The 23,104-nt window shown below is 64.6% G+C and carries 17 protein-coding genes and 4 tRNA genes; 3 read left to right on the top strand and 18 right to left on the bottom strand.

The features are described from left to right. Positions 1 to 11 precede the first annotated feature (11 nt). Positions 12 to 1,283 (bottom strand): serine/threonine protein kinase, encoded by a 1,272-nt coding sequence (locus I6I07_RS07635; protein ID WP_198486204.1) that lies wholly within the window; start codon positions 1,281 to 1,283, stop codon positions 12 to 14. 157 nt (positions 1,284 to 1,440) lie between these two features. Here I6I07_RS07635 and I6I07_RS07630 point away from each other — a divergent pair, with 157 nt between their 5' ends. Then, positions 1,441 to 1,836 (top strand): TssQ family T6SS-associated lipoprotein, encoded by a 396-nt coding sequence (locus I6I07_RS07630; RefSeq protein WP_116520756.1) that lies wholly within the window; start codon positions 1,441 to 1,443, stop codon positions 1,834 to 1,836. 111 nt (positions 1,837 to 1,947) lie between these two features. Here the strand turns inward: I6I07_RS07630 and rpoC are convergent, their stop codons facing one another. The 17 genes from rpoC to hisN all read right to left on the bottom strand — a co-directional run bounded on the left by rpoC (position 1,948) and on the right by hisN (position 20,793). Further along, positions 1,948 to 6,192, bottom strand: a complete 4,245-nt coding sequence (gene rpoC / locus I6I07_RS07625; protein WP_198486203.1) for a DNA-directed RNA polymerase subunit beta' — start codon at positions 6,190 to 6,192, stop codon at positions 1,948 to 1,950. Continuing rightward, positions 6,192 to 10,304 (bottom strand): DNA-directed RNA polymerase subunit beta, encoded by a 4,113-nt coding sequence (gene rpoB, locus I6I07_RS07620; RefSeq protein WP_006392085.1) that lies wholly within the window; start codon positions 10,302 to 10,304, stop codon positions 6,192 to 6,194. Before rpoB ends, rpoC begins: the two co-directional genes overlap by 1 nt. Positions 10,305 to 10,467: 163 nt before the next feature. Further along, entirely contained in the window at positions 10,468 to 10,848 is a 381-nt protein-coding gene (rplL, locus tag I6I07_RS07615; RefSeq protein ID WP_013397031.1) for a 50S ribosomal protein L7/L12, read from the bottom strand. Positions 10,849 to 10,929: 81 nt separating this feature from the next. Next, a complete protein-coding gene (gene rplJ, locus I6I07_RS07610; RefSeq protein WP_198486202.1) occupies positions 10,930 to 11,454 on the bottom strand; it encodes a 50S ribosomal protein L10 in 525 nt (174 codons plus the stop codon). 270 nt (positions 11,455 to 11,724) lie between these two features. After that, positions 11,725 to 12,426: a 50S ribosomal protein L1 gene (gene rplA / locus I6I07_RS07605; protein ID WP_006392088.1), complete on the bottom strand. Its 702-nt coding sequence runs from the start codon at positions 12,424 to 12,426 to the stop codon at positions 11,725 to 11,727. 2 nt (positions 12,427 to 12,428) lie between these two features. After that, complete coding sequence (gene rplK, locus I6I07_RS07600; RefSeq protein WP_006389587.1) at positions 12,429 to 12,860, bottom strand: 50S ribosomal protein L11; 432 nt, start codon at positions 12,858 to 12,860, stop codon at positions 12,429 to 12,431. Positions 12,861 to 12,921: 61 nt separating this feature from the next. After that, a complete protein-coding gene (gene nusG, locus I6I07_RS07595) occupies positions 12,922 to 13,455 on the bottom strand; it encodes a transcription termination/antitermination protein NusG (protein WP_006389586.1) in 534 nt (177 codons plus the stop codon). A gap of 9 nt (positions 13,456 to 13,464) precedes the next feature. Next, positions 13,465 to 13,845, bottom strand: coding sequence for a preprotein translocase subunit SecE (gene secE / locus I6I07_RS07590; protein WP_062680841.1), 381 nt, complete (start codon positions 13,843 to 13,845; stop codon positions 13,465 to 13,467). 64 nt (positions 13,846 to 13,909) lie between these two features. After that, positions 13,910 to 13,985 (bottom strand) — tRNA-Trp (locus I6I07_RS07585). 164 nt (positions 13,986 to 14,149) lie between these two features. Beyond that, the gene (gene tuf / locus I6I07_RS07580) at positions 14,150 to 15,340 is read right to left on the bottom strand and encodes an elongation factor Tu (protein WP_198486201.1); all 1,191 of its coding nucleotides are present in this window, start codon (positions 15,338 to 15,340) and stop codon (positions 14,150 to 14,152) included. Between the two features lie 68 nt (positions 15,341 to 15,408). Beyond that, a tRNA-Thr gene (locus tag I6I07_RS07575) sits at positions 15,409 to 15,483 on the bottom strand. Positions 15,484 to 15,495: 12 nt separating this feature from the next. Further along, positions 15,496 to 15,569: transfer RNA gene (locus tag I6I07_RS07570), tRNA-Gly, on the bottom strand. A 150-nt stretch (positions 15,570 to 15,719) separates the two neighbouring features. Continuing rightward, a tRNA-Tyr gene (locus I6I07_RS07565) sits at positions 15,720 to 15,806 on the bottom strand. A gap of 113 nt (positions 15,807 to 15,919) precedes the next feature. Beyond that, positions 15,920 to 17,083: an iron-containing alcohol dehydrogenase gene (locus I6I07_RS07560; protein ID WP_198486200.1), complete on the bottom strand. Its 1,164-nt coding sequence runs from the start codon at positions 17,081 to 17,083 to the stop codon at positions 15,920 to 15,922. 18 nt (positions 17,084 to 17,101) lie between these two features. Next, positions 17,102 to 18,493, bottom strand: a complete 1,392-nt coding sequence (locus tag I6I07_RS07555; RefSeq protein ID WP_198486199.1) for an aldehyde dehydrogenase family protein — start codon at positions 18,491 to 18,493, stop codon at positions 17,102 to 17,104. A gap of 43 nt (positions 18,494 to 18,536) precedes the next feature. Next, complete coding sequence (locus I6I07_RS07550) at positions 18,537 to 19,922, bottom strand: glutamine synthetase family protein (protein ID WP_035359783.1); 1,386 nt, start codon at positions 19,920 to 19,922, stop codon at positions 18,537 to 18,539. Between the two features lie 64 nt (positions 19,923 to 19,986). Beyond that, a complete protein-coding gene (gene hisN, locus I6I07_RS07545; protein WP_198486198.1) occupies positions 19,987 to 20,793 on the bottom strand; it encodes a histidinol-phosphatase in 807 nt (268 codons plus the stop codon). Between the two features lie 214 nt (positions 20,794 to 21,007). Between hisN and I6I07_RS07540 the strand changes: the two genes are divergently transcribed. Next, on the top strand, positions 21,008 to 22,018 hold the full coding sequence (locus I6I07_RS07540; RefSeq protein WP_076408024.1) for an ABC transporter substrate-binding protein: 1,011 nt from the start codon (positions 21,008 to 21,010) through the stop codon (positions 22,016 to 22,018). Between the two features lie 51 nt (positions 22,019 to 22,069). Next, positions 22,070 to 23,077 (top strand): ABC transporter ATP-binding protein, encoded by a 1,008-nt coding sequence (locus I6I07_RS07535; RefSeq protein ID WP_198486197.1) that lies wholly within the window; start codon positions 22,070 to 22,072, stop codon positions 23,075 to 23,077. Positions 23,078 to 23,104: the final 27 nt, after the last annotated feature.

Raw genomic sequence — 23,104 nt, 5'->3', positions numbered from 1 at the left:
CGGCGTTCACGTCACTGGAAGGCGTGCGAGATGACGGCCGGCTTGCCCGCCTTGACTTCCAGCGTTGCCCGATAGGGCGGCAGATCGGCGTTGCGCAGCAACACCTGGTACTTGCCGGGAATCAGCCGCAATTCCTTGACCGGCGGACTGATGCCGCGCGCCACGCCATTGATCCACACCTCGCCCCACGGCCGGATGTCCAGGCGCACCAGCACGGGCACGGGCTTGGGTTTGGGCGCCTCTTCCGGTGGCGCCGCGGCCGGCGCGGCGGGTTCCTGTGCGCCCGGCGTCGCGGGCGCCGCATTGGCGTCCGGCTCCGCCGTGGCGGGCGGCGGCGGCGCCGTGCCGCCCGCGTCCGGCGCGGGTGTCTCGGGCAGGGCGGCCTGCGGCGCGGGCGCTGCCGCCTGCGATGGCGTCGGTTCGGCGGCGGGCGGCGCGGGGCTCGCGGCGGGTGGCGCAACGGGCGCCGCCGGCGGATTCGGCTGCACCACTTCGGAACGGGTGATCAAGGCATTGCCGGTGCCGAGCCCGGAACGGATCCAGGCGTAGGCGCCGGCCCCGATCAACGCCAGCAGCAGCAGCAGAAGCAGCAGCGGCCGGCCGCCGCCACCGCGCGGTTTGGCGACCACTGCCGGCGGCGCGGCGGGCGCGGCCATCACCTCGGCCGCGGCTGTTTCCGGCGCGGCGGGCGACTCATCCACGTAGACCGCGATGTCCAGCAGGGCGGCCAGTTCACCCAGGGTCTGCGGGCGGTCGGCCGGCAGCATGGCCAGGCCACGATCGATCGCGTCCAGGAACGCCGGGCTGTACTTCGTCAGGCCCAGCGAAGCCAGCGGCTCGTAACTGTCCGTGGCGCGGCGCTCCGGCGCCGGCGGCGGGCGCAGCCCGATCACCAGCGCGTGCATCACCGCACAGAGCGCATAGACGTCGGTCCAGGGGCCGCGCGGCCATTCGGCCGAATCCGTGTACAGCTCGAACGGGGCGAAGCCCGGCACGGGAGTCAGCCCCGAGCGGCGCGACCGGGGCACCGACAGCTCCGGCAGCAGGTGCGCGCGCGCGCCTTCGTCCATGCCCACCGTATCCAGCGAGATGTCGCCGCATATTTCGCCCTGCGCATGCAGGCCCATCAGCGAAGGCAGCAGATCCGACAACAACCGTTTGATGCGGGTTTCCGGCACCCCGCCCGCCGCGCTGGCGGCGATGGCGCTCAAGGGGCGCAACGCGAGCGGCGCGGCGCCTGAAAAAGGGCTGCGCGGCGTGTGCGGGCCGGCGGGTGAGGACATGTTCAACATACTGCGCAAGGGGCGCGAAAACGGGTTGAGGGGGGATAGGCGGAATATTATCCAATCCGTTACGCAAGGACATTGCCGAAAATGTCGGAGCGCATCAGGCTGTGGCACGATAGCGTATCGCCAAATTCCCCCACCTAGATGAAAGCCCATGAAAATTCGCCTGCTCGGCAGTTTGCTCGGATTATCGTTCGCCCTGGCCGGCTGTTCCGGCCTGCCGGTCACCCAGCCCGACCATCCGCCCACGCCCGAGGCGCTGGAGCAGTTGCAACAGGTTCGTGATCAATATAGCGCCGGGCATTACGGCGAGGTCATCCGCCGCGTGGCCAGGTCCGATGAGCTGGCCGGCTCCAGCAAGGCCGTGCGCATCGAGGCCTACAAGCTGCAGGCGTTCAGCTACTGCGTCAGCAAGTACCCGCAACTCTGCGAAGACAGCTTCAGCCGTATCCTGCAGCTGGACCCCGCCTTCGAACTGGCGCCGAACGAAGCCGGCCACCCGGTCTGGGGCCCGGTGTTCCAGCGCGCCAAGGGCCAGGCGGCCAAGTAGCGCCAGCGCCCCGTCGCGCAGACAAAAAAAGGCCGCTGATTCGCATCAGCGGCCTTTTTGTTTCTGGCCTCCCCCGCCGGTCCTGCGCGGGGGGTGCACCGGACGTCGCCCTTATTCGGCGGCGTCCTCGCTGCCCAGGTCGGACGACGGGGCATCGGCGTCCGAGCCCACCGTGACCGGCGAGTCTTCGAACGGGTTGGCCAGCTGGCGGGCGGCTTCGCGTTCCGCGGCCTCCAGGGCTTCCTTGTCGCGACGGGCATGGTGGTACGCCAGGCCGGTACCGGCCGGGATCAGGCGGCCGACGATGACGTTTTCCTTCAGGCCACGCAGGTCGTCGCGCTTGCCCATGATGGCGGCTTCGGTCAGGACACGCGTGGTTTCCTGGAACGAGGCGGCCGAGATGAACGAGTCGGTCGACAGCGAGGCCTTGGTGATACCCAGCAGCACGTTTTCGTACGAAGCCGGACGCTTGTCTTCAGCGTTGACGCGGTCGTTCTCGTTCAACAGCTCGGAGCGCTCGACCTGCTCGCCCGGGATGAACTCGGTATCGCCCGCATCGACGATGTTCACACGGCGCAGCATCTGACGAACAATCACTTCGATGTGCTTGTCGTTGATCTTCACGCCCTGCAGACGGTACACGTCCTGCACTTCGTCGACGATGTAGGTCGCCAGCTTCTCGATGCCCTGCAGGCGCAGGATGTCGTGGGGATCGGCCGGGCCGTCCACGATCATTTCGCCCTTGTTCACCACCTGGCCGTCGTGCACCAGCACCTGCTTTTCCTTCGGAATCAGGAACTCGTGGCTGACGCCTTCCAGGTCGGTGATGACCAGACGCTGCTTGCCCTTGGTGTCCTTGCCGAACGAGACCGTGCCGGTGACGTCGGCGAGCATGCCGGCATCCTTGGGCGAACGGGCTTCGAACAGCTCGGCCACGCGCGGCAGACCGCCGGTAATGTCGCGGGTCTTTTGCGATTCCTGCGGAATACGCGCCAGGACTTCACCCACGGCAACCTGCTGGCCGTCACGCACGGTGATCAGCGCGCCGACCGGGAACGAGATGTTCACCGAGTGATCGGTGCCGGCGATCTTGACGTCTTCGCCGTTCTCGTTGGCCAGCTTGATCTGCGGACGCATGACGATCTTGCCGCCACGGGTCTTGGGCGTGATGACGACGAGCGTCGACAGGCCGGTGACTTCGTCCACCTGCTTGGCCACGGTCACGCCCTCTTCGATGTTCTCGAAGCGGACGGCGCCACCGTATTCCGACACGATCGGACGGGTCAGCGGATCCCACGTCGCCAGGCGCGCGCCGGCCTTCACGGCCTCGCCATCGCCCACCAGCACGGTCGCGCCGTACGGGATCTTGTGGCGTTCGCGTTCGCGGCCGTTGTCGTCGAAGATCGCCAGTTCGCCCGAGCGCGAAATCGCGACGCGTTCGCCCTTGGCGTTGGTGACGTAGCGCATGGTGCTGGCAAAGCCGACCACGCCGCTGGACTTGGTTTCCACCGCGCTGGCCAGGGCCGAACGCGACGCCGCGCCACCGATGTGGAACGTACGCATCGTCAGCTGCGTGCCCGGTTCACCGATGGACTGGGCGGCGATGACGCCAACCGCTTCGCCCTGGTTGACCGGCGAGCCGCGGCCGAGGTCACGGCCGTAGCAGTGCGCGCACAGGCCGTGGCGCGTTTCGCACGTCAGCGGCGTGCGGACCTTGACTTCGTCCACGCCGATGCGGTCGATCATGTCGACCATGTCTTCGTCCAGCAGGGTGCCGGCGGTGATCGCCGTTTCCTGCGTGTCCGGGTTGACGATGTCGATGGCAGCCACGCGGCCCAGGATGCGGTCGCGCAGCGGCTCGATGACTTCACCGCCTTCCACCAGGGCCTTCATGTTGTAGCCCTGCGACGTACCGCAATCGTCCTCGGTGATCACCAGGTCTTGCGTCACGTCGACCAGACGACGGGTCAGGTAACCCGAGTTCGCGGTCTTCAGTGCCGTGTCGGCCAGACCCTTACGCGCGCCGTGAGTCGAGATGAAGTACTGAAGCACGTTCAGACCTTCACGGAAGTTCGCGGTAATGGGCGTCTCGATGATCGAGCCGTCCGGCTTGGCCATCAGGCCGCGCATGCCGGCCAGCTGGCGGATCTGGGCGGCCGAACCGCGGGCGCCCGAGTCAGCCATCATGTAGATGGAGTTGAACGATTCCTGGCGCACTTCCTCGCCGTGGCGGTTGACCACGGGTTCGGTTGCCAGCTGTTCCATCATCGCCTTGCCGACCTTGTCGCCGGCCTTGCCCCAGATGTCCACCACGTTGTTGTAGCGTTCCTGGGACGTGACCAGACCCGACGAGTACTGCTTGTCGATTTCCTTCACTTCACGGCTGGCTTCGGCCAGGATGCCTTCCTTGGCCGACGGGATCAGCATGTCGCCCATGGCGATCGAGATACCGCCGCGGGTGGCCAGGCGGAAGCCCGACTGCATCAGCTTGTCGGCGAAGATCACCGTGTCGCGCAGGCCGCAACGGCGGAACGACTGGTTGATCAGGCGCGAGATTTCCTTCTTCTTCAGCGCCTTGTTCAGGACGGTGAAGGGCAGGCCCTTGGGCAGGATCTCGGACAGCAGCGCGCGGCCGACGGTGGTTTCGTGGCGGCGGATCACCGGCTGCCATTCACCCGCTTCGTCGCGCTCGTGTTCCTTCAGGCGCACGGTGATGCGCGTCTGCAGTTCCACTTCGCCGTTGTCGTAGGCGCGTTGCACTTCGGCGACGTCGGTGAAGAAGATGCCTTCGCCCTTGCCGTTGATGCGCTCGCGCGTCGTGTAGTACAGACCCAGCACGATATCCTGGGACGGCACGATCGACGGTTCGCCGTTGGCCGGGAACAGCACGTTGTTCGAAGCCAGCATCAGCGTGCGCGCTTCGAGCTGGGCTTCCAGCGACAGCGGCACGTGGACGGCCATCTGGTCACCGTCGAAGTCGGCGTTGAACGCCGCGCAAACCAGCGGGTGCAACTGGATGGCCTTGCCTTCGATCAGCACCGGCTCGAACGCCTGGATGCCCAGGCGGTGCAGCGTCGGCGCGCGGTTCAGCATCACCGGGTGTTCGCGGATGACTTCTTCCAGGATGTCCCAGACCACCGGTTCCTGGCTTTCCACCAGTTTCTTGGCGGCCTTGATGGTCGTGGCCAGGCCCATCATCTCCAGGCGATTGAAGATGAACGGCTTGAACAGTTCCAGGGCCATCAGCTTGGGCAGGCCGCACTGGTGCAGCTTGAGCTGCGGACCCACCACGATGACCGAACGGCCCGAGTAGTCGACGCGCTTGCCCAGCAGGTTCTGGCGGAAACGACCGCTCTTGCCCTTGATCATGTCGGCCAGGGACTTGAGCTGGCGCTTGTTGGCGCCGGTCATGGCCTTGCCGCGGCGACCGTTGTCCAGCAGCGAGTCGACGGCTTCCTGCAGCATGCGCTTTTCGTTGCGCAGGATGATTTCAGGGGCCTTCAGCTCCAGCAGGCGCTTCAGACGGTTGTTGCGGTTGATGACGCGGCGGTACAGGTCGTTCAGGTCGGAGGTCGCGAAGCGGCCGCCGTCCAGCGGCACCAGCGGACGCAGGTCCGGCGGCAGCACGGGCAGCACTTCCATGACCATCCACTCGGCCTTGATGCCGGACTTCTGGAAGCCTTCCAGCACCTTCAGGCGCTTGGAGATCTTCTTGATCTTGGCTTCCGAGCTGGTGGCCTTCAGTTCGCCGCGCAGCGTTTCCACTTCGCGGTCGATGTCGATGGTGCGCAGCAGTTCGCGCACGGCTTCGGCGCCCATCAGGGCACGGAAGTCGTCGCCGTACTCTTCGGTCTTGGCCAGGAAATCGTCATCCGACATGATCTGGCCGCGCTTGAGCGGCGTCATGCCGGGTTCGATCACGCACCAGGCTTCGAAGTACAGAACGCGTTCGATGTCGCGCAGGGTCATGTCGAGCACCATGCCCAGACGCGACGGCAGGCTCTTCAGGAACCAGATGTGCGCGACGGGGCTGGCCAGTTCGATGTGGCCCATGCGTTCACGGCGAACCTTGGCAACGGTGACTTCAACGCCGCACTTCTCGCAGATCACGCCACGGTGCTTCAGGCGCTTGTACTTGCCGCACAAGCACTCGTAGTCCTTGATCGGGCCGAAGATCTTGGAGCAGAACAGACCGTCGCGCTCAGGCTTGAACGTGCGGTAGTTGATGGTCTCGGGCTTGCGAACTTCGCCGTAGGACCACGAACGGATCTTCTCGGGCGAGGCGATGCCGATCTTGATGGCATCGAATTGCTCGTCTTGCGAGACTTGCTTAAAGAGGTCGAGTAGCGCTTTCATTAGTTACGCTCCAAATCCATGTCCAGGGCCAACGAGCGGATTTCCTTGACCAGCACGTTGAACGATTCCGGCATGCCGGCATCGATGACGTGATCGCCCTTGACGATGTTTTCGTATACCTTGGTGCGGCCGGTGATGTCGTCGGACTTCACCGTCAGCATTTCCTGCAGGGTGTAGGCGGCGCCGTATGCTTCCAGCGCCCACACTTCCATTTCCCCGAAACGCTGGCCACCGAACTGCGCCTTGCCGCCCAGCGGCTGCTGGGTCACGAGCGAGTACGGGCCGGTCGAACGCGCGTGCATCTTGTCGTCGACCAAGTGGTGCAGCTTCAGGTAGTGCATGTAGCCGACGGTGACCGGACGCTCGAACTTCTCGCCGGTGCGGCCGTCGTACAGCCACGCCTGCGTGCGCGAGGGCGTCAGCGCCATGCGCTTGGCGACTTCGTCCGGATAGGCCAGTTCCAGCATCTTGGTGATTTCCTCTTCGGTCGCGCCGTCGAAGACGGGCGTCGCGAACGGCACGCCGTTCTTGAGGTTCTGGGCCATTTCCATGACTTCTTCGTCGGTCAGCTCGTCGATGCGCGCGCCGGTGCCGGTCGTGTTGTAGACCTTGTCCAGGTACGCACGGACGTTCTTGACCTGCGCGGTGCGCTCGTCGCGCAGCATGTCGGCGATGCGGTGGCCCACGCCCTTGGCAGCCCAGCCCAAGTGCACTTCCAGCACCTGACCCACGTTCATCCGCGAGGGCACGCCCAGCGGGTTCAGAACGATGTCGGCCGGCGTGCCGTCAGCCATGTGCGGCATGTCTTCCACCGGGGTGATGCGCGAGACCACGCCCTTGTTGCCGTGACGGCCTGCCATCTTGTCGCCAGGCTGCAGACGACGCTTCACGGCCAGGTAGACCTTGATCATCTTCAGCACGCCCGGGGGCAGCTCGTCGCCTTGCGTCAGCTTCTTGCGCTTCTCTTCGAAGGCCAGGTCGAACTGGTGACGCTTCTGCTCGAGCGATTCCTTGGCCTGCTCCAGCACCACGGCGTGGGGCTCGTCGGCCAGGCGGATGTCGAACCACTGCCAGCGATCCAGGTCGGCCAGGTAGGCCTTGGTGATCGTCGCGCCCTTGGCCAGCTTGCGCGGGCCGCCGTTGACGGTCTTGTTGACCAGCATCTTTTCGATACGGTCGAACTGGTCGTTTTCAACGATGCGCAGCTGGTCGTTCAGGTCCTGGCGGTAGCGGCGCAGTTCATCGTCGATGATGGACTGGGCGCGCTTGTCGCGCACGATGCCTTCACGCGTGAACACCTGCACGTCGATCACGGTGCCGGTCATGCCCGAAGGCACGCGCAGCGAGGTGTCCTTAACGTCGGACGCCTTTTCACCGAAGATGGCGCGCAGCAGCTTTTCTTCCGGCGTCAGCTGGGTTTCGCCCTTGGGCGTGACCTTGCCGACCAGCACGTCGTCGGCGCTGACTTCGGCGCCGATGTAGGTGATGCCGGAATCGTCCAGGCGGTTCAGTTGCGTCTCGGCCAGGTTGCTGATGTCGCGCGTGATTTCTTCCGGGCCGAGCTTCGTGTCGCGGGCGACAACCGTCAATTCCTCGATGTGAACCGAGGTGTAGCGGTCATCGGCAACAACCTTTTCGGAGATCAGGATCGAGTCTTCGAAGTTGTAGCCGTTCCACGGCATGAACGCGATCAGCATGTTCTGACCCAGGGCGAGTTCGCCCAGGTCGGTCGATGCGCCGTCGGCCAGCACGTCACCCTTGGCGACCTTGTCGCCACGCTTGACGATGGGACGCTGGTTGATGTTCGTGTTCTGGTTGGAACGCGTGTACTTGATCAGGTTGTAGATATCGACACCGACTTCGCCGGCGACGTTTTCTTCGTCGTTCACGCGGATAACCACGCGCTCGGCGTCGACGTGGTCGACCAGGCCGCCACGCAGCGCCTGCACGGTGGTGCCCGAGTCAACGGCCACGGTGCGCTCGATACCCGTACCCACGACCGGCTTTTCCGGACGCAGGCAAGGCACGGCCTGACGTTGCATGTTGGCGCCCATCAGTGCGCGGTTCGCGTCGTCGTGCTCCAGGAACGGAATCAGCGAGGCGGCGACCGACACGATCTGCGACGGGGCAACGTCCATGTAGTGCACGTTGGCCGGCGAGGTCAACATCGTTTCGCCCGCTTCACGGCAAGCGACCAGGTCGTCGACAAAGGCGCCCTGCTCGTCCAGCGCGGCGTTGGCCTGCGCGATGACGTAGTGGCTTTCTTCGATGGCCGACAGGTAATCGATCTGCTCGCTGACGCGGCCGTCGATGATCTTGCGGTAAGGCGTTTCCAGGAAGCCGTACTCGTTCAGACGAGCGTACAGCGCCATGGAGTTGATCAGACCGATGTTCGGGCCTTCCGGCGTTTCGATCGGGCAGACGCGGCCATAGTGAGTCGGGTGCACGTCACGGACTTCAAAGCCGGCGCGCTCGCGGGTCAGACCGCCCGGGCCCAGTGCGGAAACGCGACGCTTGTGCGTGATTTCCGACAGCGGGTTGGTCTGGTCCATGAACTGCGACAGCTGGCTCGAACCGAAGAACTCCTTGATGGCGGCCGAGATCGGCTTGGAGTTGATCAGGTCGTGCGGCATCAGGTTTTCGGTCTCGGCCTGGCCCAGACGTTCCTTGACGGCGCGTTCGACGCGCACGAGGCCGGCGCGGAACTGGTTCTCGGCCAGTTCGCCGACGCAACGCACGCGGCGGTTGCCCAAGTGATCGATGTCGTCGATCTGGCCGCGGCCGTTACGCAGCTCGACCAGCACCTTGATGGTTTCAAGGATGTCTTCGTTGGTCAGCGTCATCGGGCCGGTGATGTCCTCACCACGGCCCAGACGGCTGTTGACCTTCATGCGGCCGACGCGCGACAGATCGTACGTTTCTTCGCTGTAGAACAGGCGCTGGAACAGCGCTTCCACCGCTTCTTCGGTGGGCGGTTCGCCAGGACGCATCATGCGGTAGATGGCAACGCGCGCGGCCATCTGGTCGGCGGTTTCATCGGTGCGCAGCGTTTGCGAGATGTACGGGCCGCGATCCAGGTCGTTCGTGTAGAGCGTCTGGATGTCGTGCACGTTGGCGGCGCGCAGGGCGCCCAGCACGCTTTCGGTGATCTCGTCGTTGGCGTTGGCGATGACTTCGCCGGTATCGGCGTCAACGATGTTCTTGGCCAGCACGCGGCCGTACAGGAAGTCTTCCGGCACGGAGATGCGCTGGATGCCGCCGGCAGCCAGGTCGCGCAGATGCTTGGCGTTGATACGCTTGTCTTTTTCGACGATGACCTTGCCGGAGCGGTCCGCGATGTCGAAACGGGCCATTTCGCCCTTCCAACGCTCGGGCACGAATTCCATCATGCCGCCTTCGCTCTTCAATTCGAAGTTGTCGAAGTCGAAGAAGTTGGCCAGGATCGATTCGGGCGTCATGCCGATCGCCTTGCACAGGATCGTCACGGGCATCTTGCGGCGACGGTCGACGCGGAAGAACAGGACGTCCTTGGGGTCGAACTCGAAGTCCAGCCACGAACCGCGGTAAGGAATCACGCGGGCCGAGAACAGGAGCTTGCCCGAGCTGTGCGTCTTGCCGCGGTCGTGTTCGAAGAACACGCCAGGCGAGCGGTGCAGCTGCGAGACGATGACACGCTCGGTGCCGTTGATGACGAACGAACCGGTGCCGGTCATGAGCGGAATTTCGCCCATGTAGACTTCCTGTTCCTTCACTTCCTTGACGGTGGGCTTGCTGACTTCGCGGTCAAGCAGCACCAGGCGGACCTTGGCTCGCAGGGGCGAGGCATAGGTCAGGCCACGTTGCTGACATTCCTTGACATCGAACACCGGTTCGCCGAGCACATAGCTCACGAACTCCAAGCGCGCCATACCGTTGTGACTAACGATCGGGAAAATCGACGAGAACGCCGCCTGCAAACCGTCGGCTACGCGATCGGACGGGGCGGTATCCGCCTGCAGGAAAGTTAGGTAGGATTGAAGCTGAGTCGCCAAAAGGAAGGGAACGTTTTGAACGTCTTCACGCTTGGCGAAGCTTTTGCGGATGCGCTTTTTTTCGGTGTACGAGTAAGGCATGAGCACTCCGACTCGAGGTTGCATGGGCCGTCAACCACGGCCCCAGGTGATACGACTCCAGGAAACCCCTCTGGAAAGGGCCTGACCCCAGCAGGGGTTTCCTGGAAACGCAAAAGCCCGGGGACGGCAAATTGCGCTGTCCCCGGGCAAGTTGACGCAGGTCTTACTTGACTTCGACCTTGGCGCCAGCTTCTTCCAGCTTCTTCTTGGCGGCTTCGGCGTCAGCCTTGGCCACAGCTTCCTTGACGGGCTTCGGAGCGCCGTCGACCAGGTCCTTGGCTTCCTTCAGACCCAGACCGGTCAGCTCGCGCACGGCCTTGATGACGGACACCTTGTTGGCGCCGGCTTCGGTCAGCACAACGGTGAACTCGGTTTGCTCTTCAGCAGCGGCGGCAGCGCCACCAGCGGCGGGAGCAGCGACAGCGACAGCGGCGGCAGCAGCCGACACGCCGAACTTCTCTTCCATTTCCTTGATCAGCTCGGACAGCTCGAGCACGGTCATGCCAGCGATGGCGTCAAGGATTTCAGCTTTGTTAAGTGCCATTTTTCAGAACTCCAAAAATTTTGGTAATGCCAGGGTTTGGGTGTCGCTCGGTCGTTCAGCGAATTCCGTGAAGGGCGGGGATTAAGCCGCGGCCTTCTGGTCGCGCACGGCGGCGAGGCCACGGGCGAACTTGGTCGGAACTTCGTTGAGCGTACGCACGAATTGCGCGATGGGGGCTTGCATGGTGCCCAGCAGTTTCGACAGCAACTCTTCGCGCGAGGGCATGGTGGCCAGGGCCTTCACGCCTTCTTGGTTCAACAGGTTGTTGGGCAGAGCGCCCGCCTTGATGACCAGCTTGTCGTTGCTTTTCGCGAAACCTGCGAGGACCTTGGCCGCCGAAACCGGATCAGTGCTGATGCCATAGATCAGCGGACCGGTCAGTTGCTCAGCCAACGGCTCGAAAGCCGTGCCGGCAACAGCACGACGGGCCAGCGAGTTCTTCAGAACACGCAGATACACGCCCGATTCACGCGCAGTTTTGCGCAGTACGGTGACAGAGGCGACGTCCAGACCACGGTACTCGGCGATAACAATCGATTGCGCCTTGGCCACTTCGGCCGAGACTTCCTCGATTACCACCGCTTTCTCTTGACGATTGAGACTCACGGTTTGAACACTCCATCAAAAGACGCTTGGGGCCGAAGCCTTGCACGTCAACCGAATGCGGCGCCTGGTCGAGTTCTTCATATAAAGAAATCTTCCTGGGGACGCCGTCTACGCTGGATCCGAACTGTGCGAGCTTCGGGATTAAGCGGGGCAGCGGGGGTACTGCTTCCAGCGGAAGGAGAACCTTCGCGCCGACCTGCTCCAGCGGTCTTTGACAGCAGCATCCGGAGGAATCCGGATGCGGCCCAAAGTACGTTTACAGCTGTTGGCTTAGTTGGAAGCCGACAGCGAGGCAATTTCCACGCGCGCACCGCCGCCCATCGTGGACGAAACGGCCAGCTTGCGCAGGTAAATGCCCTTGGCAGCGGCGGGACGAGCCTTTTGCAGGGCGTCGACCAGAGCGGCCAGGTTGGTTTGCAGCTGTTCCACGCCGAACGACGCGCGGCCGATCGTGGCGTGGATGATGCCGGCCTTGTCGGTACGGTACTGAACCTGACCGGCCTTGGCGTTCTTGACGGCGGTGGCGACGTCGGGGGTCACGGTGCCGACCTTCGGGTTCGGCATCAGGCCACGCGGGCCCAGGATCTGACCCAGGGCGCCGACGACACGCATCGTGTCGGGCGAGGCGATGACCACGTCGAAGTCCATTTGACCGGCCTTGATCTGGTCAGCCAGGTCGTCCAGGCCGACGATGTCGGCGCCAGCGGCCTTGGCGGCCTCAGCCTTGTCGCCTTGGGCGAACACGGCGACGCGGACCGACTTGCCGGTACCGGCGGGCAGCACGACCGAGCCGCGGACCAGTTGGTCCGACTTCTTCGGGTCGATGCCCAGCTGCACGGCCACGTCAATCGATTCGTTGAACTTGGCGACAGCGGTTTCCTTGACCAGGGTCAGGGCTTCGGCGACCGGGTACAGCTTGGTGCGGTCGATCTTTTGCGCAATGGCGGCGGCGCGCTTGCTCAGTTTTGCCATGATTAGATCCCCTCAACCGTGATGCCCATGCTGCGGGCGCTGCCAGCGATCGTGCGGACGGCGGCGTCCAGATCAGCGGCGGTCAGATCGGGGCCCTTGGCCTTGGCGATTTCTTCAGCTTGCGCGCGGGTCAGCGTGCCAACCTTGTCGGTATGCGGCTTGGACGAACCCTTTTGCACGCCGGCGGCCTTCTTGATGAGGACCGTCGCGGGCGGGGTCTTCATGATGAAGGTGAAGCTCTTGTCGGCGAAAGCGGTGATCACCACCGGAATCGGCAGACCAGGCTCCATGCCTTGGGTCTTGGCGTTGAACGCCTTGCAGAATTCCATGATGTTCAGGCCACGCTGACCCAGCGCCGGGCCAATCGGGGGGGAGGGGTTAGCCTTACCAGCCGGTACTTGCAGCTTGATAAAGCCGACGATCTTCTTCGCCATGCTTTGCTCCTTGCGGGTTATATCGCCCTAGCGCACGGCCAGGGCTCCCCGGGGGTTGAAATCAGGTCTTTTCGACCTGGCTGAAATCCAGTTCGACGGGGGTGGCACGACCGAAAATCGTGACAGACACGCGAACCTTGCTCTTTTCGTAGTTGACTTCTTCGACGTTGCCGTTGAAGTCCGCAAACGGACCTTCCTTGACCCGAACCATCTCGCCCACTTCGAACAGGATCTTGGGGCGGGGTTTCTCGACGCCCTCTTCCATCTGGGAGAGGATCTTTTCGACTTCCTTTTCGGAAATCGGGGTCGGACGATTGCCCGAGCCACCCAAAAAGCCGGTGACGCGGTTGGTGTTCTTGACCAGGTGCCACGTTTCGTCGGTCAGGTCCATTTCAACCAGGACGTAACCGGGGAAAATGCGGCGCTCGGTGATCGACTTCTGGCCACCCTTGACCTCGACGACTTCCTCGGAGGGCACAAGAATACGGCCGAAAGACGTCTGCAGGCCCGCGCGCTCGATGCGCTCGTTCAAGGCCTTGTGTACGCTTTTTTCCATGCCGGAGTACACATGGACGACATACCAACGCTTACTCATTCGCCGTCCTTATTTCCAGCCCAGCAGCAGGCCGTAGAGAATCCATTCGATGCCCTTGTCGAGCACCCACATGAAAATGCCCATGACTGCCACGAACGCGAAAACGATGCCCGTCATCTGGGTCGTTTCCTTGCGGGTGGGCCACGAAACACGCTTGACTTCGTTGTAGGACTCGCTGGCAAAGCTCAACGTGCGACGACCCGGTTCGCTGAACCAGGCGATCGCGGCCGCGATCACGAGGCCGCCGACAAAGACGCCGATACGAGCAGGCATCGGTTGTGCGCTGAGCACGGAAAACCCGACGATGCCAGCAATAACGACAAGAACCGCCAGCCCGAGCTTGACCCGGTCGGCGGTACTGGTTACGGTTTCTACGCTGGTATTAGACATATTGCGACGCGAGCCGCCGTGAATGCGTAACTCGCGATGATCTCCCGCGGGTTTATCCTGGCGGTGGCAGGGGCAGTAGGAATCGAACCTACAACCTTCGGTTTTGGAGACCGACGCTCTGCCAATTGAGCTATGCCCCTAAAACACTCACATTCGCACTCACGTGCATTGCACTTTCATCGTTCCGCTTCATCTATCTGGCCACTACCATGTGTAGCGGCTTGCGGAACCATACATCATACTACTTTTACAGCAAAGATGGATAGAGGGGCTTGAGAGCCCACTCTACCCATCCGGGTATTGCTTACTTCAGGATCTTGGCGACGACGCCGGCGCCGACGGTACGACCGCCTTCACGGATGGCGAAACGCAGGCCTTCTTCCATGGCGATCGGGGCCAGCAGCTTGACGGTCATCGTCACGTTGTCGCCCGGCAGAACCATTTCCTTGTCGGCCGGCAGGTCGATCGTGCCCGTCACGTCCGTCGTGCGGAAGTAGAACTGGGGACGATAGCCGTTGAAGAACGGGGTGTGGCGGCCGCCTTCTTCCTTGGACAGGATGTACACCTCGGACGTGAAGTCCGTGTGCGGGGTGATCGAGCCCGGCTTGGCCAGAACCTGGCCGCGCTGGACGTCTTCACGCTTGGTGCCGCGCAGCAGGATGCCCACGTTGTCGCCGGCTTGACCTTGGTCCAGCAGCTTGCGGAACATTTCCACGCCGGTGCAAGTCGTCTTGACCGTCGGGACGATACCGACGATTTCGATTTCTTCGCCGACCTTGATGATGCCGCGTTCGATACGGCCGGTCACCACGGTGCCGCGACCCGAGATCGAGAACACGTCTTCAACCGGCATCAGGAACGCGCCGTCAACGGCACGCTCGGGCGTCGGGATGTAGGTGTCCAGGGCTTGGGCCAGCGACAGGATCGCTTGCTCGCCCAGTTCGCCCTTGTCGCCTTCCAGCGCCAGCTTGGCCGAACCCTTCACGATCGGGGTGTCATCGCCCGGGAAGTCGTACTTCGACAGAAGTTCGCGAACTTCCATTTCCACCAGCTCCAGCAGCTCGGCGTCGTCAACCATGTCGGCCTTGTTCAGGAAGACGATGATGTACGGCACGCCAACCTGGCGGCTCAGCAGGATGTGTTCGCGCGTTTGCGGCATCGGGCCGTCAGCGGCCGACACGACCAGGATCGCGCCGTCCATCTGGGCGGCGCCCGTGATCATGTTCTTGACGTAGTCAGCGTGGCCCGGGCAGTCAACGTGCGCGTAGTGACGCGCTTCCGTTTCGTACTCGACGTGAGCCGTGTTGATCGTGATGCCGCGTGCCTTTTCTTCAGGAGCCGCGTCGATCTGGTCGTAGCCCTTGGCTTCGCCGCCGAACTTGGTCGACAGAACGGTCGTGATCGCCGCCGTCAACGTCGTTTTGCCGTGGTCAACGTGACCAATCGTACCCACGTTCACGTGCGGCTTGGTACGTTCAAACTTGCCTTTTGCCATGGCTGACTCCTGACCTGGATTGCGCTTTTGACTGAAGCTGCTGACTGAAGATAAGACTTTGGAATTTGTGGTGCCCATGGCGCGGATCGAACGCGCGACCTCTCCCTTACCAAGGGAGTGCTCTACCACTGAGCCACATGGGCATGTGTACTGCTTGGAGCGGGTGAAGGGAATCGAACCCTCGTCGTAAGCTTGGAAGGCTTCTGCTCTACCATTGAGCTACACCCGCGGCTGTCCTTTCACCACCTCACTACTCTTTCCCAGACTTTCAAAATCAAGGCCCGGAGAACTTGCTACCTTCGTTGCGAAGGCCGCCCAGTTCACTAGGCCTACATTTTAAAATCCAGGCAAACATCGCCTGGATTCAGGTTTGGGTCTCTGGTGGAGGAGGTTGGATTCGAACCAACGTAGGCGCAAGGCCAACAGATTTACAGTCTGCCCCCTTTAACCACTCGGGCACCCCTCCAGCGGAGAACTTGAGATTATGAACACTTTCAAATCCGCTGTCAAACGCCTGGGACGAAAAATATTCAAATCTTTTGTTCCTCCTGTCGCGTTTCCGCGCAGAGGGGGCGAAGCTTACAAGATTCCGCGAACGGCTGCACGAAAAAGTTCAGCGTACTGCTCCGGCGTGTAGGCGACGGGGTTGGTGCCGCCCGACGGATCCTCGCTTGCCATGCGCCCCACCCGCTCCGCTTGCGCATCGTCGATGCCGATGTCGGCCAGGGTGTGCGGGATGCCGACGGTCTCGCGCAGCGCCAGCACCCAGTCGAGCACGGCGCCGGGGCTGTCGTCCGGCAAGGCCAGGTAGCGCGCCAGCGCCTGCAGCCGCGGCGCGACCGCGTGCTGGTTGGCCTTGAGCACGTAGGGCATGAGGATGGCGTTGAGCATGCCGTGGTGGGCGTCGTACAGCGCCCCCAGCGGGTGGGCCAACGCATGCATCGCGCCCAGTCCGCGCTGGAACGCGGTGGCGCCCATGCTGGAGGCCACCAGCATCTGCTGGCGCGCCTGCAGGTCGGCGCCGTCGGCCACGGCCTGCGGCAGGTATTCCTTGATCATGCGCATGCCTTCCAGCGCGATGCCGGCGGCCATCGGATGGAAGAACGGCGAACAGTAGGCCTCGAGGTTGTGCGACAGCGCATCCATGCCGGTCGCTGCAGTGATGCGCGGCGGCAGGCCGACGGTGAGTTCGGGATCGAGAATGACGATGGCGGGCAGCATGCGCGCGTGGAAGATGATGCGCTTGACCTGCGCCGCCTCGTCGGTGATGACCGAGGCGCGCCCCACTTCCGAACCGGTGCCCGCGGTGGTCGGCACCGCCACCACCGGCGCCATGCCGGCGACATCCACGCGCAGGTAGTTGTCGCCCACGTCTTCGAAGTCCCACAACGGACGCTTCTGGCCGGCCATCAGCGCGATGGCCTTGGCCGCGTCCAGCGCCGAGCCGCCGCCGAACGCGATGACGCCGTCGTGGCGGCCCTCGCGATAGCCCGCCACGCCATCGTCCACGTTCCTGCCGGTGGGGTTGCCCTTCACTTCGTGGAACAGGCCGCATTCGAGTCCGGCCTGGCGGCAGCCACGCACCGCGTCGGCGATCATGGGCAGCGCGGCCAGGCCGGGATCGGTGACCAGCAGCGGCCGCGCCATGCCGAGTTCGCGGCACCAGTCGGGCAATTCCTTGATGCGGCCGGGGCCCGCCTTGATGGCGGTGGGATAGTTCCAGTTGACGCTGGGGACGGTCATGTCGGCTCCTGGTCGCGCTCAGGCGTTGCGGCGCAGATGGAAGGATTTGGCTTGGGTGAGCTGTTCGTAGCCGACGCGCGACAACGAGACGCCACGGCCGGTGTGCTTGACGCCGGTCCACGCCAGCGCGGGGTCGAGGTAGTCGCAACGGTTCATGAAGACGGTGCCGGTGCGCAGCTGGCGGCCGAGATGCAATGCGGCGTCTTCGTCCTGCGTAAAGACGGCGGCGGTCAGGCCGTAGGGGCTGTCGTTCATCAAGGCCACGGCCTCTTCGTCGCTGTCGACCGGCATCACGCCGACCACGGGGCCGAAGCATTCGTCGTTCATCACGCGCATGCGGTGATCCACCTGCGTCAGCAGCGCCGGCGCCACGTATGGCGTGCCGGCGCGCGCGGCGTCGAAACGCGCCGCCTCGACCAGGTTGCGGGCACCGCGCGATTCGGCCTCGGCGATGACCTCGCGCACCTCGTCGGCGGCGCGTGTGCGCACCACCGGACCCAGCGTGGTGTCTGGCTGCAGGGGATCGCCCAGCACGTATTCGCGGGTCAGGGCCGCGGCGCGGTCGATGAAGTCCTGGTAGCGCTCGCGCGCCACGTAGATGCGCTGGATGCCGCAGCAGGATTGGCCGGAGTTGAAGAAGGCGCCGTCCACCAGCGTTTCGACCGCGTGCGCCAGGTTGGCGTCGGCGCGCACATAGGCGGGGTCGTTGCCGCCCAGCTCCAGGCCGACGCCGATGAAGCGGCCGGCGGCAGCCTGTTCCACGCTCTGGCCGCCGCGCACCGAACCGGTGAAGGACACGTAGCCGATCTCGGGCGCGCGGATCAGGCGTTGCGCGATGTCGTGGTTCGCGTGCAGGTACTGGAACACGCCATGCGGCACGCCGGCTTCGCTGAAGGCGCGGCCGATGAGCTCGGCGCACAGCGGGGTCTGGTCGGAGTGCTTGAGAATGACGGTATTGCCCGCCATCAGCGCCGGCACGATGCTGTTCACCGCCGTCAGCAGCGGATAGTTCCACGGCGCGATGGTGAGCGCCACGCCGATCGGCTCGCGGCTGATGAAGCGCGTGAAGCCCGCGATCTCCGGCACCTGGATCGGCGCCAGCGCCTCGGCGGCGATGCCGATCATGTGGCGCGCGCGCGCTTCGAAGCCATCCACTTCACCTGGTGTATAGCGCAAGGGGCGTCCCATCTGGATCGTGATGGCGCGCGCAATCTCGGCCTTGCCGGCGACGAAGCGCGCTACCGCATCGGACAGGATGCGGCCGCGCTGCTCGATGCCGAGCGCGTGCCAGGCGCCCTGCGCGGCCTGCGCGTCGGCCAGCGCCTGCGCGACCTGCGCCTCGCTGGCGTAGGGGCGGCGCACGACTTCGCGGCCGTCGATGGGACTGATGGTGATGAGTTCCTGCGTCATGGCGACCCTGTGCATGCGTGGTGGATGAGTGAAGCGGCGGAGTTCAGATGATCTCGAAGTAGCGCGCCAGTTCCCAGTCGGTGACGTGGCGCCGGAACTGGCGTTCCTCCCATTCGCGCGTGGCGGCGTAGTGCTCGACGAAGGCAGCGCCGAACAGCTCGCGCGCGGCCTCCGACTGCCGCAAGCGCTGCGCCGCTTCCCACAACGTCGTGGGCAGGCGCAGGTGTTCGGGAAACTGCTGCGTGTAGGCGTTGCCCTGCACCATCGGCTCGGGTTCGAGGCCCTGTTCGATGCCATGCAGGCCGGAGGCCAGCGCCGCGGACAACGCCAGGTACGGATTGGCGTCGGCCGAACCGATGCGCACTTCGACGCGCTGCGATTTGTCGCTGCCGGGAATCAGGCGCAGCGCGGTGGTGCGGTTCTCCATGCCCCAGGTGGCGTCCAGCGGCGCCCAGTAGCCCGGCACCAGGCGCGAATAGCTGTTGATGGTCTGCGCGTACAGCGCCATGAATTCGGGCAGGTAGCGCTGCACGCCGGCCATGAAGGCGGTCTGCGTCGCGCTCATGCCATGCGGGCGCGACTCGTCGTAGAACGCCGAGCGGCCGCTGGTGCGGTCGCGCAGCGACAGGTGGATGTGGCCGCTCTGGCCGGGGTGATCGTGCGACCACTTCGCCATGAAGGTGGCCATCAGGCCGTTCTGCTGCGCCAGCGCCTTGGTGAAGGTCTTGAAGAGGAAGGCCTTGTCGCCCGCGGCGGCGGCCTGGTCGACGGCGATGGCCGCTTCCAGCACGCCGGGACCGGTCTCGGTATGCAGGCCTTCGATCGGCATGTCCATGCGTTCGCACATGTCGAGCAGCTTGCGGTAGAAATCGCCCTGCACGGTGCTGCGCAACACCGAATAGCCGAAGTTTCCGGGAGTCCAGTTCTCCATGTCGCGATAGTGCTTGGCGCGCACCGAGTGCGGCGTCTCGCGGAACATGAAGAACTCGTATTCGAGCGCGGCGTAGACCTCGAAGCCCATGCCGGCGGCGCGGTCCAGCGTGCGGTGCAGCAGGCGGCGCGGGCAGATGTCGGCCGCAGGGCCTTCGAACTCGGCCAGGAACAGCAGCATGTCCTCGCCGCCTGGCCCCTGCTCCAGCGGCAGCCGGCGGCAGGTGCTGGGCACGATGCGCAGCTTGGCGTCGGGATAGGCCGTGTGCCAGCCGGTGTACTTGGTGTTGTCGTAGAGCTGGTCGTCCAGGTCCCAGCCGAACACCACGTCGCAGAACGCCAGCCCGCCGCGCAGCGCGGCCAGGAACTTGTCGCGCCTGACGTACTTGCCCAGCATGACGCCATCGACGTCGGACAGGCCGATCTTGATATGCGAGAGCGTGCTGGCCTGGACCAGCCGCTCCGCGTCTTCCACCGTTGCTACCCCTAGTGCATGCATGGCTCGTTCACCTTGTCGTGGCTGAAGCGTTGCGTTGACGTGCGGGGTCGCGGGGCGCGGTGTTTCAGGTCACGGCCGCCCCCAGCACCCGCATCGCCTCGCGATGCAGTTGCGGCGTGGCGGCCGCGATCACGCGGCCCTGCGACGCGAGGCCTAACGGCTGCCCCGACCAATCGGTAATGACGCCGCCCGCGCCTTCGATCACGGGCATCAGCGCCAGATAGTCATACGGCTGCAGGCCGGCCTCGACCACCAGGTCGACATGGCCGCTGGCCAGCAGGCCATAGCTGTAGCAATCGCCGCCATAGCGGCGCATGCGCACCGAGCGCGCCAGCGCGTCGAACGCGCCCAGGTCGGCGCCTTCGAAGATGTCGGGCGAGGTGGCATAGAGAATCGCCTGGTCCAGTTCGGTGCACTGGCGGGTGCGGCAAGGCTCGCCATTCAGGCGCGCGGGCGAACCGGCGGCGCCGAGCCAGCGCTCGGCCATCATGGGAATGTCGATCAGGCCCAGCACCGGGCGGCCGCGGTGCAGCAGGCCCAGCAGCGTGCCCCACAGGGGATTGCCGGAGATGAAGGCGCGGGTGCCGTCGATGGGATCGAGCGACCACACCCATTCGGCCTCCGCATGGCTGGCGCCGTATTCCTCGCCGAAGATGCCGTGGTCGGGATACTGGCGGGCGATGGCTTCGCGCAGCGCCGCCTCGACCTCGCGGTCGGCACGGGTGACGGGACTTTCATCCGCTTTGGTTTCCACCATCAGGGGGTGGCGGAACCACTGGCGCGACAAGGGCCGGACCTGGTCCGCCAGCGTCTGGGCGAACGAGGAAAACGCGGCCAATTGCTGCGCATTGAGCGGCGGCGAAGTTTGCATGACGAGCTCCGAGGCGTGGCGCGGCGCTGAAAGACCCATGCGATTCGGGTTTTTCCAGTCTAGACACGTTGCCACAAATTTGCAAATATACCTAAAAACGCAACCCGGGAAACGCAACGTTTCCTCGCGCAACCCTACCGCCCCGCCCGCAGGTCGCCGTCCGCAGAAAAGCAGCTCATCGCCGTTGCCGTGTATTCCTTTCCGGAGTTCCATCATGCAATGTAAGAAGAAGCTTGGTCTCGTGGTTGCAGTAATTTCCCTAGGTTTTGCCCAGGCCGTCCACGCCGGCGCCATCACCGTCTACACGGCGCTGGAGGAAGACGAGATCGCCGCCTACCTGAAGGCCGCCAACGCCGCCCTGCCGGACGTGAAGGTGAACGTGCTGCGCCTGTCCACCGGCGACCTGGGCGCGCGCCTGATCGCCGAGGCCGGCAATCCGCAGCAGGATGTGATCTGGGGCTTCGCGGTCAGCAACATGCTGGATCCGCGCCTGCAAAAGCTGCTGGAACCGTATGCGGCCAAGGGCATCGACGCCCTGCCCGCGCAATACAAGGCCGCCGACAACAAGTGGTTCGCCGCCACCGGCTACGTGGCCGCGTTCTGTGTCAACACCGACCGGCTCAAGTCCAGGAACCTGCCGATGCCGACCTCGTGGGAAGACCTGGCCAAGCCGGTCTACAAGGGCGAGATCGTCATCCCCAGCCCGGCGGCATCCGGCACCGGTTACCTGCAGATCGTCGCGCTGCTGCAGGGCCTGGGCGCCGAGAAAGGCTGGGCGCTGCTCAAGGACCTGGACAAGAACGTGGCGCAGTACACGCCGTCAGGCTCGCGGCCCTGCAAGATGGCGCGCGCCGGCGAATATGCGATCGGCGTGTCGTTCGCGTTCCCGGCGATGCAGTCGATCGAGGAAGGCTTTCCCGTGAAGATGGTGATCCCGTCGAAATGGGTGGGCTACGAACTCGAGGCCTCGGGCCTGATGAAGACCGCCAAGAATCCCGCGGACGCCAAGCGCTTCCTGGACTGGACGCTGTCGGCGCAGGCCGGCGGGCTGTACAGCAAGTACAAGGAACTGGTGACGATTCCCGGCGCCGCCCCCAACAAGGCGGCCGAGGCCGCGGGCTTGCCCAAGGACCTGACCGCCGTGCTGTACCCGGTGGACTTCCAGAAATCGGCGGCGGAACGCGACGCCACCATCAAGACCTGGCAGGACACCATCAAACGCTGACGGCGCGCGCGGCCGGCGCCCCCGGCCGCCACGCCACCGCCTGGAGCGGCCATGTACCTGGAATTGCGCGGGATCCGCAAGACCTTCGACGGCGCGGTGGCGCTGGAAGGCATCGACCTGTCCGTCGGCGAACACGAATTCGTCTGCCTGCTGGGCCCCAGCGGCTGCGGCAAGACGACCCTGCTGCGTATCGTCGCCGGGCTGCTGCCCTTCGACAGCGGCGCCATCACGCTGGGCGGGCGCGACCTGTCGGCGCTGCCGGCGCGCAAGCGCGGCTTCGGCATCGTGTTCCAGTCGTATTCGCTGTTTCCCAACATGACCGTGGCCGAGAACGTCGGCTACGGCCTGCGCATCCGCGGCGAGAGCCGCGAGCGCATCGACGCGCGGGTGCGTGAATTGCTGGCGCTGATCAAGCTGCCGGATTATGCACAGCGTTATCCCCACCAACTTTCCGGCGGCCAGCAGCAGCGCGTGGCATTGGCGCGGGCGCTAGCGGTGGACCCCGCGCTGATCCTGCTGGACGAACCACTGTCGGCGCTGGATGCGCGCGTGCGCACCGACATGCGCGCCGAGATCCACGACGTGCAGCGCCGCCTGCAGATCCCGACCATCATGGTGACGCACGACCAGGAGGAAGCGCTGACGCTGGCCGACAAGATCGTGTGCATGAACGACGGCCGCGTCGAGCAGGTGGGATCGCCGTCAGACCTGTACCTGCGGCCGCGCACGCGCTTCGTCGCCAACTTCGTCGGCCTGAGCAACCTGCTGCCGACCGACTGGGTGCGCGAGGCCATGCCCGCCCTGCTGGCCACGCGGCCCGATGGCGCCAGCGAGCGTTTCGAGGCCTGCCTGCGGCCGGAAAGCCTGCGCATCGCCGCCGATGAACGCGGGCCGGGCCGGGTGCGCGAAATGACCTTCATGGGCAACCTGACGCGCGTGCGGGTGGCGTGGCAGGGCCGCGAGCTGCTGGTCGAACAGCAGGGCGCGGCGGGGTTGTCGCAAGGCGCGCCGGTGCGCCTGGACATGGCGCCGGAGCAATGCGCCTGGGTCCGCGTATGACTGCGTCCGCCACGCCGGCACGCGCGG

Origin of the sequence: Achromobacter deleyi (assembly GCF_016127315.1) — a bacterium.
Lineage (GTDB): Bacteria > Pseudomonadota > Gammaproteobacteria > Burkholderiales > Burkholderiaceae_B > Achromobacter > Achromobacter insuavis_A.
Note: the sequence above shows the minus strand (reverse complement) of the source record. Positions and strands in the feature narration are given on the sequence as shown.

Coding starts and splice junctions, on each gene's coding strand:
- I6I07_RS07635 (WP_198486204.1), bottom strand. CDS start 1,283: ATGTCCTCACCCGCCGGCCCGCACACGCCGCGCAGCCCTTTTTCAGGC.
- I6I07_RS07630 (WP_116520756.1), top strand. CDS start 1,441: ATGAAAATTCGCCTGCTCGGCAGTTTGCTCGGATTATCGTTCGCCCTG.
- rpoC (WP_198486203.1), bottom strand. CDS start 6,192: ATGAAAGCGCTACTCGACCTCTTTAAGCAAGTCTCGCAAGACGAGCAA.
- rpoB (WP_006392085.1), bottom strand. CDS start 10,304: ATGCCTTACTCGTACACCGAAAAAAAGCGCATCCGCAAAAGCTTCGCC.
- rplL (WP_013397031.1), bottom strand. CDS start 10,848: ATGGCACTTAACAAAGCTGAAATCCTTGACGCCATCGCTGGCATGACC.
- rplA (WP_006392088.1), bottom strand. CDS start 12,426: ATGGCAAAACTGAGCAAGCGCGCCGCCGCCATTGCGCAAAAGATCGAC.
- rplK (WP_006389587.1), bottom strand. CDS start 12,860: ATGGCGAAGAAGATCGTCGGCTTTATCAAGCTGCAAGTACCGGCTGGT.
- nusG (WP_006389586.1), bottom strand. CDS start 13,455: ATGAGTAAGCGTTGGTATGTCGTCCATGTGTACTCCGGCATGGAAAAA.
- secE (WP_062680841.1), bottom strand. CDS start 13,845: ATGTCTAATACCAGCGTAGAAACCGTAACCAGTACCGCCGACCGGGTC.
- tuf (WP_198486201.1), bottom strand. CDS start 15,340: ATGGCAAAAGGCAAGTTTGAACGTACCAAGCCGCACGTGAACGTGGGT.
- I6I07_RS07560 (WP_198486200.1), bottom strand. CDS start 17,083: ATGACCGTCCCCAGCGTCAACTGGAACTATCCCACCGCCATCAAGGCG.
- I6I07_RS07555 (WP_198486199.1), bottom strand. CDS start 18,493: ATGACGCAGGAACTCATCACCATCAGTCCCATCGACGGCCGCGAAGTC.
- I6I07_RS07550 (WP_035359783.1), bottom strand. CDS start 19,922: ATGCATGCACTAGGGGTAGCAACGGTGGAAGACGCGGAGCGGCTGGTC.
- hisN (WP_198486198.1), bottom strand. CDS start 20,793: ATGCAAACTTCGCCGCCGCTCAATGCGCAGCAATTGGCCGCGTTTTCC.
- I6I07_RS07540 (WP_076408024.1), top strand. CDS start 21,008: ATGCAATGTAAGAAGAAGCTTGGTCTCGTGGTTGCAGTAATTTCCCTA.
- I6I07_RS07535 (WP_198486197.1), top strand. CDS start 22,070: ATGTACCTGGAATTGCGCGGGATCCGCAAGACCTTCGACGGCGCGGTG.